This window comes from Nodularia chucula CCY0103 (assembly GCF_963923915.1).
In the GTDB taxonomy this organism is placed as follows: Bacteria; Cyanobacteriota; Cyanobacteriia; order Cyanobacteriales; family Nostocaceae; genus Nodularia; species Nodularia chucula.
The window spans coordinates 1-14,239 of record NZ_CAWUOL010000118.1 but is presented as its reverse complement, the minus strand read 5'-3'; the positions used below and the strand labels follow the sequence as shown (position 1 = coordinate 14,239).

At 42.4% G+C, this 14,239-nt stretch carries 8 protein-coding genes; 3 read left to right on the top strand and 5 right to left on the bottom strand.

All coding sequences use genetic code 11. From position 1 onward, the window contains the following. The first annotated feature begins 237 nt into the window (after positions 1-237). The 3 genes from ACM0OP_RS21870 to ACM0OP_RS21860 all read left to right on the top strand — a co-directional run bounded on the left by ACM0OP_RS21870 (position 238) and on the right by ACM0OP_RS21860 (position 6,571). Positions 238-510: a Precorrin-3B methylase gene (locus ACM0OP_RS21870; protein WP_414530521.1), complete on the top strand. Its 273-nt coding sequence runs from the start codon at positions 238-240 to the stop codon at positions 508-510. Between the two features lie 78 nt (positions 511-588). Continuing rightward, on the top strand, positions 589-2,352 hold the full coding sequence (locus ACM0OP_RS21865; RefSeq protein ID WP_414530520.1) for an SWIM zinc finger family protein: 1,764 nt from the start codon (positions 589-591) through the stop codon (positions 2,350-2,352). A gap of 4 nt (positions 2,353-2,356) precedes the next feature. Beyond that, positions 2,357-6,571 carry a DEAD/DEAH box helicase gene (locus ACM0OP_RS21860; RefSeq protein WP_414530519.1) on the top strand — a complete coding sequence of 1,405 codons (4,215 nt, stop codon included), beginning with the start codon at positions 2,357-2,359 and terminating at the stop codon, positions 6,569-6,571. 220 nt (positions 6,572-6,791) lie between these two features. Here ACM0OP_RS21860 and pyrC read toward each other — a convergent pair whose 3' ends face one another. The 5 genes from pyrC to ACM0OP_RS21835 form a co-directional block, all read right to left on the bottom strand. Continuing rightward, on the bottom strand, positions 6,792-7,820 hold the full coding sequence (gene pyrC, locus ACM0OP_RS21855) for a dihydroorotase (RefSeq protein ID WP_414530518.1): 1,029 nt from the start codon (positions 7,818-7,820) through the stop codon (positions 6,792-6,794). A gap of 232 nt (positions 7,821-8,052) precedes the next feature. Continuing rightward, positions 8,053-9,858, bottom strand: a complete 1,806-nt coding sequence (ltrA, locus tag ACM0OP_RS21850; protein WP_414530517.1) for a group II intron reverse transcriptase/maturase — start codon at positions 9,856-9,858, stop codon at positions 8,053-8,055. A 719-nt stretch (positions 9,859-10,577) separates the two neighbouring features. Next, positions 10,578-11,558, bottom strand: a complete 981-nt coding sequence (locus ACM0OP_RS21845; RefSeq protein ID WP_414530516.1) for a choice-of-anchor L domain-containing protein — start codon at positions 11,556-11,558, stop codon at positions 10,578-10,580. Positions 11,559-12,034: 476 nt separating this feature from the next. Next, positions 12,035-12,988, bottom strand: a complete 954-nt coding sequence (locus tag ACM0OP_RS21840; RefSeq protein WP_414530515.1) for a PEP-CTERM sorting domain-containing protein — start codon at positions 12,986-12,988, stop codon at positions 12,035-12,037. Between the two features lie 885 nt (positions 12,989-13,873). Next, positions 13,874-14,188 carry a ComEA family DNA-binding protein gene (locus tag ACM0OP_RS21835; protein ID WP_414530514.1) on the bottom strand — a complete coding sequence of 105 codons (315 nt, stop codon included), beginning with the start codon at positions 14,186-14,188 and terminating at the stop codon, positions 13,874-13,876. Between the last annotated feature and the right edge of the window lie 51 nt (positions 14,189-14,239).

The following is a 14,239-nucleotide window of genomic DNA, read 5'->3' as shown; positions in this document are numbered from 1 at the left end:
CAAATTTTTACACAGCAAGTTTTTTGCCCCTTCCTCTCCCTCGAACTCACGTTAATGTTTATTCGGATAATTTATTTTTTGAAAGTCCCTGAGAAAATTGTTACAATACTCTATGAAGCTGCAATAAGCGTCACAATTTTTAAACCTTCAATCGTAATTGCTCAAATGAGTCTAAATTGTTGCGATCTGCTTTGCAGCAGCGCTTCGCGATCGCATAATAAACTTATCTCGCTAATTATGGCAAAGCCAGACCCTCCACTCACTGGAGAAACATTAATCAAAGAAGTCTGTCGCCGGATTCGAGTAGCCCGCAACTATTGGGATGCTCACAACAATGCTGCTTGTCGGGGTGAAAGAGACCGTGCTTTAGTTCTCTATAACACATTAACGAAAGAACAAAAACAGCAAATCCCGGAAGTATTGCGGGTATGGTTACGCTATCGTAGTGAGAAATACTTTGGCGCACACCGCACACCTCCCAGATCGGCACGAAAATCATCCCAGGACTAAGTATTTTCATTTGGTAGAGATGAAACGAGAAAATCAAGGACATTTAAGCGTAAGCTAAAAATAAAAAACTTGGGTGCTATGTCGATTATAGAAATTTCTGAAGCAATCATACGACACAACTCCAACGCTTCATCCTACAGTCGTGGTGAAGAATATTACCGCAGGGGAGCGATCGCTGCTCTCAAAAAACGAGGTAATCTGATACAGGCGGAGGTAGAAGGCAATGAAATTACACCCTATCAAATCAGTATTCGTTTTGATGCCGGCGGAATAACCTCAGCTTTATGTACCTGTGCTTATAATTATGATGGTTGGTGTAAACACATAGTTGCCACCTTATTGGCTTGTTCGCGTCAGTCAGAGAGGGTGGAAGAACGTCCCACAGTAGAACAGTTATTAAATCGCCTTGATCTCTTGCAAACGCAGCGATTAGTGCAAGAATTAGTAGAGAATAGGCCAGAATTAATTGAAGATATTGATGAATTTGTCAGTTTAATAGATTTGCCGATTCTGGTAACAAAATCGCCTTCTACCCGGCAAAGTAAAATTGACACATCACCGTTTCGCTCTCACATAAAGCGAATTTTGCGGGATGGATTGCGAGAATTGGAGTATGGCTCAGAAGATGACCCATTTACAGATGATTTGCTGGCTGTAATTGAGAAAGCGCGGGAATTTACCGAAAATGGAGATGGAAATAATGCGATCGCAATTCTGGAAACCATCACTGCAACTTATGCCGAAGACTGGGATGAGTTATTAGATTATGGTGGAGACAGTTATTCCATAGCAGAACCTCTGGACAGCGCGTGGACAGAAGCAATTTTGTGTGCAGAGATATCTCCAGCAGAAATAGTAGATTTGCAGGTGATGTTGGAATCATGGGAAGATGAAATCAGCGCAGATTTTGCCATGAGTTTAGAAGCATTGCGTCAAGGTTGGGATTACGAACCACTGCAACAGATTATGCAAGGGGATGACACCATACAACTTTGGGAAGATGAACGACCAAGCTTTGCTGATGATTTAGTATTGATTCGGTTACAAATTCTTGAACGTCAAAACCGTTACACAGAGTATTTAAATTTAGCTTTAGCAGAAGAAATGACCATGCAATACCTGACGCAATTAGCAGCGTTGGGCAGAGTAGAGGAGGCGATGTCTGCGGCTAAAATACTCATGGAAAAAGCAGAGGAGGCTTTTGCCTTAGCCAAAATATTGCGGGAAGACGGGTATTTAACTGAAGCGTTAGAAATAGCTCAAATAGGTATAAACTTCTCAGATAACTGTTTGTATGAATTTACTACTTGGACAAGTGATTTAGCCCAAGGATTAGAGGATCATACCACGGCGTTAAATGCCAGCATCATTGCCTTCAAAATCAAACCATCATTTCGAGACTATAGAAAAATAGAAGACTTGGCAAGTGAAACTTGGTTAATAGTCAAACAAGATTTACTCCAAAGATTGCAAGAAACATCAATTTGGGTATCACAAGAAACTAAAGTTGATATTTTCCTGTATGAAGGGTTAATTGATGATGCCATGAGAACAGTAGAAAGAGATATTTACTATGCTTCAGAACTGCTTCATACCGTCATGGATGCCGCAATTTCTCATCGTCCTGATTGGGTAATTGATCACGCCCGCACACGGGCAGAACCAATTATGGAACAAGGCAAAGCTGACCGTTATCATGCTGCGGTTAAATGGCTAAAAAAAGCAAAAGCTGGCTATTTTCAACTTGGACAAAAAGCTGAATGGTCTGCTTATCGCTCACAACTAGAAGCGAATCATGGACGTAAACGCAAATTAATGGAATTATTTAAAGAACTAAATTAATAACATGACTAACTTTGCACCTAATCCCACACAGTTACAAACTCAACTCGCAAAAAAATACTTTGATTTACCTCCTTTTGCCCAAAGAATTATTCAGTTGTACTCGGTAATTTTTGCACCCATAGATAAAAACTCATTCCTGAGTTGCCTCAGTAAAACAAGGGCAGTAGATGAAAATAATAAACCTTTTGGCACTAAAACCCTAAGTCCCCAAATCGACAAATTGTTAAAAGCAGGTTTGCTAATTAAGGAAAGTAAGCAAGGTCATGAATGCCATCCGTTACTCACAGAAATTGCGACTCGTCATGCGGTAAAAACAGGGCAGTTTGAGATATTAGTCACGGCAGTAGAGGAAACTTTACCCGTACGTAAACATTGGCAAAATGAATGTCGAATGTTCCAAAATCTCCGCCAATGTATCAGAGAAATCCGCATAGGTATTTATCGTCTAGACCCTAGTTTTATTAATAAGCAAATTGAAGATTACCAGAAGTACAGTTATGATGAAGAAAAAGTTTCTATAGGAAATATCTTCGAGCAGATATGCAATAACCCCTTTGACGCAGATTGGTTCAATACCTTACCACAAGAATTATATGAACGCGGCATATCTAGCATACTCCTCGATTCAGCATTAAAATTGTCTGCATCCGAAGATGTATTTACACTGCTAGAAGAAGAATGCTCTACAGACGGAACACATAACTCAGATTATCTGCAACTGATTTTCACAGAACAATTACTGCTACGGGGCTGCATCCAAGAAGCACAACAAACTTTAGAGCGCATATCTGAGAAATATCAAGATCATACCCTTGTCTTTTGGGGCTGGCTGAGTTTTCTGCGGGGTGAGAACGACCAAGCTATTAAATATTATACAGATGCCCTCAAAGCCTTCAAAAAAGCTAAGGGGAAACGCCAAATATATTTCAATACAATGGGAGGCTTATTTTTTATCCTGGCACTGTTAAAAGATGGCTCAATGCAACGCCTCAAAGAAGCAGAAGAGTACGCCAGTCTCATTTCTCGTCAATCAGATCATTGGCTCAAGTTTAGTTATGCCAGACTGAAAATTATCCTCCAAGTTCAGCAAGGGGATATTACCCAAAAAGAATTTATAGTTAGTGCCTACATTTCTTCGGTAGAAGAAGAAAATAGCTTACAAACATTGTTTTGTTCTCTGTGCCTTTACTGGATGGATGCTGACAGTGCAAAAAAACGCTTACCTGATTTACTAGAACCATTCTATAGGCGATCGCTTGCATCCGGTCATTACTGGTTGGCAATGGAAAGCGCAGAACTTTTATCTCGACTCAAACCCAGTAGTAACTATCGTCAACAAGCCGCAACACTGCGCGAAGATAGCAACATCCAAACCATCGTAGACCTGATACAACCCCAGGAAGCTTGGGAAATGTGTCTTAATGCCCTAGCAAATCTCCAGAAAGTACCACAAACGCCTGGAAAAGCTGAGTCAGAACTACGTTTAGCATGGTTCATTACTTTCTATCCCAGCAAATGTATCTTGCAACCACGAGAACAAAAAGTTAATGCCAAGGGAGAGTGGAGTAAAGGCCGCCCCATAGCTATCAAACGTTTGAGTAGTAGCTTGAGTGAATTTAATTATATTACACCCCAAGATATGCGGGTATGTAGTTATATTGAGGCATACAATGATGGTTCTTATTACGGTAAAGTCGAGTATACCTTCAGTGAAAAAGCCATCTCTGCCTTAATTGGACACCCGTTAGTTTTTTGGGAAGATACGCCCAATATTCGTGTAGAAATCGTCAAGGGAGAACCAGAACTGCTAGTCAAAAAAGGCAAACAAGGTCGTCTCACCTTGGAATTTTCGCCCAAGTTAACCGAATCACAAAATGTTCTCAATATTAAAGAAACCCCAACCCGGATTAAAGTAATTGAAATTACCGCCGAACACCGACGCATTGGTGAAATTATCGGCAAAGATAATAAATTAAACGTGCCTGCGATCGCCGAGAAGCAAGTCTTGGCAGCCATCAATGCCGTCTCTGGTATCGTCACCGTGCATTCTGATATTGGTGGGGGGCTAGAAGGAGCAAAAGAAGTCCCCGCCCAGACTTTACCCCATATTCATCTATTACCCGCTAATACCGGCTTGAAAGTTACTCTGTTGTCACGCCCCTTTGCCCAGGGTGGCCCCTACTTCCGTCCTGGGACAGGTGGTGAAACTGTAATTGCCGAAATTGATGGGAAACGTCTCCAAACCAGACGCAATCTGCCCGAAGAACAGCAACTTGCCCAGGCCGCTATAGCCGCTTGCCCCACATTAACTCGAATTGAAGAACAAGATGGTGAATGGGTAATAGAAGACCCGGAAGAATGTTTAGAACTGCTGCTAGAACTGCAAACACTGGGAAACAGCGTCGTCATGGCTTGGCCAGAAGGAGAAAAACTGCGTGTTCGCCACCATGCAGACTTGAAAGACTTTAATTTATCAATTCAACGACAACAAGACTGGTTTGCAGCCACTGGGGAGTTGAAATTGAGTAACGACATGGTGCTGGATATGCAGCAACTACTAGAACTCTTAGAGAAAAACCCCAGTCGTTTTATCCCCCTTGGAGATGGTGAATTTCTGGCTTTAACTCAAGCTTTTCGGAAACGTCTCGACGAATTGCGAATGTTTTCGGAAAAACACAACAAAGGTATCCGTTTTCACCCATTAGCAACATTAGGGTTAGAGGATTTTGTCGATGAGGTGGGCAAGGTAAAAACCGATAAACACTGGAAGACACATATCCAACGGCTTAAGGAGGTGCAGAACCTCCAACCAGAACTGCCCTCTACGTTTCAAGCCGAACTACGCGACTATCAAATGGATGGCTTCTGTTGGCTGGCGCGTCTGGCACATTGGGGTGTGGGCGCTTGTTTGGCAGACCAAATGGGACTGGGTAAAACCGTGCAAGCATTGGCTGTCATCCTCAACCACGCCCATGAGGGGCCAACCCTAATTATTGCCCCAACTTCCGTGTGCATGAATTGGGTGAGTGAAGCGCAGAAGTTCGCCCCTACGCTGAATATTGTGCAGTTTGCTGGTGCTAATCGCCAAAAATTACTGGATGAACTGCAACCGTTGGATATGTTGGTATGTAGCTATGGTTTATTGCAGCAGGAAGAAGTCGCTCAAATGCTTTCTGAAGTGCAGTGGCAAACGATTGTGCTGGATGAAGCCCAGGCGATTAAAAATATGACCACTAAACGTTCTCAGGCAGCCATGAATTTGAAATCTGGCTTTAAACTAATTACAACTGGGACTCCCATTGAAAACCACCTCGGTGAGTTGTGGAATTTATTCCGTTTTATTAACCCTGGGTTATTGGGTTCTTTTGAAAGTTTCAATCAACGCTTTGCTATCCCCATTGAGAAATTTCAGGATAAACAAGCACGTAATAAACTCAAAAAACTGATTCAACCATTTCTGTTGCGGCGGACAAAGAACCAGGTGTTAGAAGAGTTACCTGAACGGACTGAGATTTTACTTCATGTGGAGTTGAGTCGGGAGGAAATGGCATTCTATGAAGCCTTGCGCCGTCAGGCAATATCTAAACTCACCGAAAGCGATGCCGAGGCAGGAAAGAAACATCTGCAAGTTTTGGCGGAAATTATGAAACTGCGTCGAGCTTGCTGTAATCCTAGTTTGGTGATGCCTGACACTGAGTTATCCAGTTCTAAGTTACAACTTTTTGGTGAGGTGCTGGGTGAACTTCTGGAAAATCGCCATAAGGCGTTGGTGTTTAGTCAGTTTGTTGACCATTTACACATTATTAGAGATTATCTAGAGCAGCAAGGTATTAATTATCAATATTTAGATGGTAGTACGCCAGTGGCAGAGAGGAAAAAACGGGTGGATGCGTTCCAAGCAGGAACAGGAGATGTATTTCTAATTAGTCTCAAGGCGGGTGGTACTGGGTTGAATCTGACTGCCGCCGATTATGTGATCCATACTGACCCTTGGTGGAATCCAGCAGTAGAAGACCAAGCTTCCGACCGCGCCCACCGTATTGGGCAACAACGCCCAGTAACGATCTATCGCTTGGTGGCAAAGGATACTATTGAAGACAAGATTGTGGCATTGCATCACCACAAGCGTGATTTAGCTGATAGCTTGCTGGATGGTACTGATATAAGTGGCAAGATTTCCACGGAGGCGTTGCTGCAATTGATTCATGACAGTTGATAACAAAGGCATCGTGCGATTCGTTGTTAGCCAAATTACGGTAACCGAACATTTGTCATAGGGTGTTGGGGGTAGCTGAGTGGGAAGACGGTATTGGTCGAGGCTTGGAACCCCACCAATACAATCGTCTTGAGAAGACGAGGCTTGTGACCCAATGGTTGTTCGATGCTCTTTTTTCTCCTACACCCCACACCCCACACCCCGCCCCAACGGGGCTTGGTTATACCATTTGCCATGTCATTTCCTGCCCCGCCCCCAAAGGTACAAGCTCAGATTCTATAAATGGAACTTGATCAGGAACGCGCCAACTCGTTTTGGACAAGGTAATTCGCTCGGTATTACGCGGCAGTTGATAAAAATCTGGACCATAGAAGCTAGCGAACGCCTCCAGTTTATCCAGGGCTTTCACGCTTTCAAATGCTTCGGCATACAACTCAAGGGCGTGCAGAGCCGAAAAACATCCCGCGCAGCCGCAGGAACTTTCTTTGCTGGTGCGGGTATGGGGAGCGCTATCAGTACCTAGAAAAAACTTCGGATTCCCCGATGTTGCCGCTTGCAACAAAGCCTGACGATGCTCCTCCCGTTTTAAAATGGGCAGGCAATAAAAATGGGGGCGAAGGCCGCCTTTGAACATGGCATTACGGTTAAACAACAAATGTTGTGGCGTAATTGTGGCCGCGATGGTGTTGGCAGACAGGACATACTGCACCGCATCGGAAGTGGTGATATGCTCAAGCACAACCCGCAGGTTAGGAAATCGCTGCTTGAGGGGGATTAAATGTCGCTCGATAAACACCTTCTCGCGGTCAAACGTATCAACATCGTTATCGGTTACTTCCCCGTGCAGTAATAACGGTATGTCCACCTGCTGCATCGCTTCAAAGACGCGATCGCACTTCCGAATATCTGTCACACCGGAGTCTGAGTTGGTCGTTGCACCGGCTGGGTAGTATTTGACCGCTTTGATAAACTGGGATTCTTTCGCCCGGAGAATGTCGTCGGGGCTGGTGTTGTCGGTGAGGTAGAGCGTCATCAATGGCTCAAACTGTTGCCCCTCTGGAATGGCGGCGAGAATGCGATCGCGATAGGCTGCCGCATCTGCCACTGAGCGGATAGGGGGTTTCAAGTTCGGCATGATGATCGCGCGGGCAAACTGACGCACCGTGTAGGGCAGAACCGCTTTCAGTGCTGCACCGTCGCGGAGATGCAGATGCCAATCGTCAGGTCGGGTAATGGTAAGCTTTTGCATCCTTTCATTATAAAACGGCAACAAGGGCCTCATGTGAATGGGACTAAGATAAGCTAAAACCTTGTCAGGGCAGGGTGTGGAAGGTGTGGGGAAAACGTTCTCCTCCTCATACATGGATGCCTAAGCCAGGAAGTCACCCTCCTGACTCGGCTACAAAACCGTGCATGAAACGTTAATTTCACACGGCTCCTCAATGATTTGGTGCTTGTCACGCACACCTCTAAATTCAGAGTTAAAAGGGATTACAGTTGAGATAATCCTCATCTATCTCTGGAACTGAAACAGCAATTTTATCCGCTGCTGTTTTGGCATCATGGCAATGTCCATGAAGTAATTGAAGGTTGTCGTAACTATCCTTACCGCCTTTTGAACGGGGGATTTTATGGTCGATTTCCATCAAATCTTCATGATTGAAAAACAGTCCACAATGAGTACACTTTCCTTTCTGCATCTTCAAGAGTGTTGCCATTCTTTTTGAAGCTTCAGGATGTTTACCCATTCTCGAACTCCAGTACACCCAATCACCATCAAATGGACTTCGGCTTCCTTGCACCTGTATGTGTCTCACAATGCGAGTTTCACGGTGCTTAAATAAGCGAATCTTCTGGTTATGGGGTTTAAATACCCAATTATCAGACCCTACGGTTTGCCAATACTTTTGACAACTCCATCGGGAAGATTTATTAGGGTGACGATGTTCTGCCCATGCTTTTAGCTGGCTGAATAATGTTGTATCAGCCTGGTTAAATATGCGTTTACTGACGACACCTGAGTAGTAGTTTGTCCATCCACGGATGACGGGATTCAAATGAGCGATTAAATCAGATTGTGGTACTGACTTATGCCCATCAATCAATTTACCTATCTTCTGCGTGTGTGTCTTCAGCTTTGCTTTACTTGGGGTAATTAGAGTTTTGTAACCAAGTAATTTTCCGCTTGAGCTTTTACCACTGTGATATTTTCCAACAGGAAATTGTCGAACAGTGAAACCCAGAAAATCAAAACCAACCTTACCTTCATACATATTAAGTGTATGAGATATTCGGGTTTTACTTGGTTTCAATTCCAGTCCCAATTCGCTTAACCACTCACTAATAATCTGCTGACATCTTTGGATAACGGCAAGGTCTTTATGCAGAATGACGAAATCATCTGCAAATCGAATTAAGCTTATTGCTGTATAGTTCGCCGCTAGAGAGCCGGGTAGACTTAAAGCAACTTGTTTAATTCTATTCTCCATACCGTGGAGGGCTATATTCGCTAATAACGGCGAAATCGTACCCCCTTGTGGAACACCCATTGATGTTGTTGTGTTGTCAGATTTCTCCCTCAAAGCATATTCCGAGAAATCAATCACTCCCGCTTTCAACCATGCACGAATTTGTCGGCGAATGGTGGGGAATGTATTTAATTTTGACAGCAGAACATTATGATCAATTTTGTCAAAACATTTTGCAATATCGGCATCCAACACATATTTAGGTTTCAGCTTAATAGTGTTGAATATTGCCTTAATTGCATCATGGGCGTTTCTTCCTGGTCGAAAGCCGAAGGAGTTTGGCTCGAAACGAACTTCCCATTCAGGTTCTAAGGCTAGTTTTACTAGCGATTGCAAGGCGCGGTCGTATAGAGTGGGTATAGAAAGGGGTCTTTTTTCTCCCTTTGCACCCGGTTTTGGTATCCACACCCTTCGAGTGGGGGCAGCTTTATAACCTAGCTTTAGGGATTTTACTAAGATGAGACGTGCTTTTGGGGACAAGTTTTTCAGCCCATCCACTCCTGCCGTCTTCTTACCTCGGTTGTCCTGTGTTACCCTACGAACCGCTAAACACTTTGCTGACCAGGAGTGCAACAACGTTTTTTGGAGTTTGCGAACTGCCTTGATATCACCACGCTGCGAGGCTTTGTAGATGCGCTTTTGCAACTTAAATACTTTCCTCTCTAGCTTTCGCCAAGGGATAGCATTCCATTCCACCGTAGTCTTGAAACTCGTTTTAGATGTATACATTGCTACTAATACCTCCACAATCCAAGTCACCGTGTCTCCGTCTGCATATCCTCCTCGTTACAAGAAGGCATTGGCTTCTGAGGCAATCCCTCCCCCTGATGACTTCCGGTTGGCTACCTGCTCCAAATTTCGACCAGTTTTGGAGAGTACATTAGGGGGTTACTTCGTTCCCAGTTTTTCGTTTGTCGTTGGTTTTAGGGTTCTCTCTCTTCACCGGGTTTATTGTGAGTGCATATTGGTCTGCCGCTTAATCAGCCAACCACTTATCCTTTCCCTTTTGGGACAAGCCTGACAGCCTTTTGGCTTGTTTTGCATTACGATGATTCAGTCAAGAGATTCGTATTCCTACCCATGACCAGCTATGCTAGGCGGGATTCCACATTAGGCTTGCAGTTACCGCCATGATTCCCCGCTTCATCCCAACAAAGAACCACTTTGCTGAAATGGGGGACTTGCTTTCACTCCTGCACTTGGAGGGATGGAATTACACCATCACGAAAAATTGAGTTGTCAAGGTTCTGTCGGAATTTCTCCCGAATATTTCCCTTGCCTGTCATCCCCGAATATTTCTATTCGTTTCGACAGAACGAATCACACTAAGAGCCTGCAAATACTTGTATTAATTGGCTGATGACAGATGTAAGTAAAATCTTGCAGGTCGTATCTAGAAATTATCTATATAAACACAAAAAACTGCCCTATCTTTCAACGGCAGTCAAAATGTACTTGAACTAACTGATTAATAGATTCTACTGAGAAGCAGTTGTGTACTGTTTTTTGCGTTTTAATGTTGTGGTTGCACCAAAAGCACCGAATGCTAATAGACCTAACATAGTTGTAGGTTCAGGAACAGAGGTGCTTGGAGGGGTGGGATCTACAGGGTCAACTGGATCTACGGGATCTATAGGAGTAGAAGAGAAAGTACCGCCTTGTATAAATACAGCAGAATCAAAAAAGTTATCAACTGTATCTGCGATCGCCAGTTTAATGGTGTTACTGCTACCGGGAACTAATCCAGTGGCTTGAGCTGTGAATATTGTGGTAAAACCATTATACCCATGAGATAAATTTCCTGAGTTGTTATCATTGAAAAACTGAGGGTTGGTAGCAAAGGTGTCCTCATTTGGGAACTGTGGATTGGGATTTCCATTATTGACAGAATTGATGGAAACTGGAGTGGTAGTTCCAGGAATTAAAGCAATATTTTCCCCATTTAAGAAGAACGCAAATACATCATTAAACGCACTGTTAACATATACCGGATATTCTTGTGATGCAAAAACGTAGTTGAAAAAGAGATCACCAGTTTCTGAGATAAAATCAAATTCTAGAACACTAGTATCAAAAGTAGCTGCATCATCAATCAAAGCGCTTAAGTCAGCATCTCCTGGTAAAGAGTTATTAGTTCCTAACGGAAGTACAGGTTGTCCTGGCTCAACGGGAACCGGTATAACTGGTCCTTGTGCTTGTGATGCATTACCAGTTGTGAGAATAATACCACTATCTATCCCAATTCCGGCAGAGGAGCCGTTGGTAAAGAAACCAGATCCATTGGCTGCGCCTGTGTATGTAGCATTGGAAAAAGTTATACCTTCACCCAAAATGTTGTTAACTAGAGCGTTCGCATCATTAGTTGTATTCACTGTCAGGGCGTAAACGGGAACTGAGGCTATAGTTAAACCGACTAATGTAAATGCACTATGTGACAAAAATTTGGTCAATGAGTTCATTGTAATTTTCTCTTAAGTAACTGTTAACTTTCAAAGTGGACACACATCTAACCAATTTTTTGGTGTAGCTTTCAGTCAAATTTAGCACAAGTTTTGTGTGATTATGGGGTAAATTTTAGTGTTACCCAGCGATCGCACATACTGAAGTTAGGCAAATTTTTGACATTTTTCATACAGCAGAGATGTTATGCAAAATACTTCTTGATTAGTTGCATCCGGTGTTCGCCATACCTGTAACTGAATTTATACACTTGGTTTTTTTGCGTTTTTTTTACTAAATAATATTTATTACTAGTATTGGAAAAATAATACAGATCAAATGATACTGTTTACCAGTCTTATGGTGAAACTTTATCTAAAAAATATATAAATAATAAATACATTAGTCAACAAATGTAGATTTGTAAAGATATGGTAATAAAAAAACTGCCATTGACAGACATGGCAGTGAAAATAATTAGTAAATATATGGTTGATTATACTTGAGCAATACCTTTCTGTTGTTGTTTGCGTTTCAAGGCTGTACTAGCACCAAAAGCACCGAATGCTAACAAACCCAACATGGTAGTAGGTTCAGGAACACTTGTTACTGGTTCGCCTGGGTCTACTGGGTCTGGGTCTGGGTCTGGGTCTGGGTCTGGGCCTGGGTCAGAGAAAACGCCAGCCTCAATAAACACAGATGTATCTCCAAAGACATCACCTCCGTCTGCAATGGCCAGTCTCAGTGTATTTGTCTCACCGGGAAGTAATCCAGTAGCTCTAGCAGTTAACACCGAAGTCAAACCAGTGTATCCAATGTTTAAATTGTCTGGGATGTTGTTTCTGAAAAATCCAGAGTTGGTGTTAGCGTTAATAGTGCGGATGGAAACTGGTGTTTCAGTACCAGGAACTAAGGCGATATTATTTCCCGCTTCGTCTCCATTCAAGAAGAAGGCAAATACATCATTGAAAAGGCCTGTTCCAGGGGGATATTCTTCCGATGCGAGAACATATCTAAATTCAACTGTATCTGTTGTGGGGATAAAGTCGAATATCAAAGAAGCCGCATCTCTTGTTCTTCCACCAGGGGGAAGTAAGGCTGTTAAAGTTGGATCTCCGAACTGATCTTCATTAGGAAAATTTCCTGTTCCAGGGGGTTCTTGTCCCTGAAGTGATGGATTAGTTGCCAGATTTACATTACCGGTACTTAAAATGAGACCAGTATCTATACCAAATATGCCTAAGCCACCAGTGAAAGTACCAGCAGCTACAGGTGCGCCATTGTAGACAGCACCTGTAATTTGTGCTTGAGTACTATCAAAAATACCACCTGCTAAAGCGCCAGCGTTGTTATTTGTGGTGATTACAAGGGCTTGTGCGGGAACAGTGGCTAGGCCTAAACCCACCAATGTGAAGGCGCTTTGTGACAAAAATTTTGTCAATGAGTTCATCGTGATTTACTCCCAAAAACTGTGAACTTTAACAATGGATGCACATCTAAACTGCTTCTGCATAGCTTTCAGGAAAATTAAGCACAACTTCTTTGTTGTGAGGATGTAAAACTCAGTGTTGCTGCGATCGCACATCCTTAAATCAGGGAAATTCCTGAAGAATTAAAATTTTCCTGACTTTTTTCACAGCAGAGATGTTTGAACTGAATAAAACTTACTTAGTTCTGGTTTTGACTAAATAATAATTATTATCAGTGTATCGTCATATACTACTTGTCAAGGGATCATTTTCGCCAGTAATAATCCGGAACTTTATCTAAAAAACATATAATTAATTACTGATGATAAATCCCTGGATTTCCGATTTTTTGAGTCTTTATGTCGATTTATCTGCTAAATATATGCAAAAAATAACTGGTATTTTGTAAAACTTTAGTGTTGATAGTAATTTATTTATATATTTAATATGTCTATCATGCTATTATATATAGATTTTATTTTTCATGGTAAATTGAATTATATTGGTTCTCAGTTGAGTAAGATACAAGAACCCCACCCCCAACCCCCTCCCCGCAAGCGATGAAGGGACTATAACTAAATCACCATTAGCGTTACCTAAATTCATTTTTCCCAATAGGAACTTCGCCCAAAAATGAAAGACTTCCTGTGACAGGATTTTAGACTTTTCCCATGTCCTAACCACCTCAGTGGTTACCATAGCTAAGTAATTTTTCTTAAATAGATGATCATAAATTGGAATAAATTACATATAATGATTCCTGTAAACGGTATATTTACTGATAAAATGTGTAAATCAAAGTCAGATCATTAGTTAAATGTTGGCTGTACTTCGGTTTGAGGATTTTGTGATGGCTGATATTTGCGTCACCAGATTATGCGATCGCGCCATTGTTGTGTCATTCTGGTACTAATTCCAGAAACCTGGGCTAAATCATCTAGAGATGTGAATTTCTCTTGCTGACGGGCTATGATAATTCTCTTCCCTAATTGCTCTCCTATACCGGGAAGTGTTACCAACTCCTCTAAAGTCGCTGTATTAATATTGATTGGTGTACTATCTACAATACTAGTAGGAGCAGCAATCTGCGGACATTGTTTTTCTTCTTTGGCAATTCTTTCTTGTACGAAAATTGGTACGCCCAGTCTTACATCAGCATAAAGACGCTGAAATTCTCGCACATACAGCGTTTCCGGCTGTTATGAGGTACAGTAGCAGCAATTAGCAAACCA

Coding starts and splice junctions, on each gene's coding strand:
- ACM0OP_RS21870 (WP_414530521.1), top strand. CDS start 238: ATGGCAAAGCCAGACCCTCCACTCACTGGAGAAACATTAATCAAAGAA.
- ACM0OP_RS21865 (WP_414530520.1), top strand. CDS start 589: ATGTCGATTATAGAAATTTCTGAAGCAATCATACGACACAACTCCAAC.
- ACM0OP_RS21860 (WP_414530519.1), top strand. CDS start 2,357: ATGACTAACTTTGCACCTAATCCCACACAGTTACAAACTCAACTCGCA.
- pyrC (WP_414530518.1), bottom strand. CDS start 7,820: ATGCAAAAGCTTACCATTACCCGACCTGACGATTGGCATCTGCATCTC.
- ACM0OP_RS21845 (WP_414530516.1), bottom strand. CDS start 11,558: ATGAACTCATTGACCAAATTTTTGTCACATAGTGCATTTACATTAGTC.
- ACM0OP_RS21840 (WP_414530515.1), bottom strand. CDS start 12,988: ATGAACTCATTGACAAAATTTTTGTCACAAAGCGCCTTCACATTGGTG.